Source organism: Staphylococcus pasteuri (genome assembly GCF_030547725.1).
GTDB lineage: Bacteria > Bacillota > Bacilli > Staphylococcales > Staphylococcaceae > Staphylococcus > Staphylococcus pasteuri.
The window spans coordinates 1-246 of the sequence record NZ_JAUOQO010000743.1; the positions used below are offsets into that span (position 1 = coordinate 1).

The 246-nt window shown below is 38.2% G+C and carries 1 protein-coding gene; it reads right to left on the minus strand.

Annotated features, from left to right (window positions below; genetic code table 11):
* The coding region (locus Q4528_RS15350; RefSeq protein ID WP_303522566.1) for a hypothetical protein at positions 1-193 on the minus strand (193 nt) is incomplete at its 3' end.
* Between the last annotated feature and the right edge of the window lie 53 nt (positions 194-246).

Genomic DNA, 246 nt, shown 5'->3' on the forward strand with positions numbered 1-246 from the left:
GTTTAATCTTCACGGGCTTAATACTGGCATCATCATGGCTATATCCATATGTTCCTGAATTACACCGCCTGTCTGCAACAATCCAGTCACCAGAATCAGGATAAATACGCCCTTCTTTAATTTGGTTATCCTCGTAAATGGGTAGTACTTCAAAGCCAGCCAAATCGCAGTAGTATTCGCCCCAGTTTTTCATTCTAGATATAAAACTGTCAATTATAATCGTTTTTTTATCGACTGGAATAGATT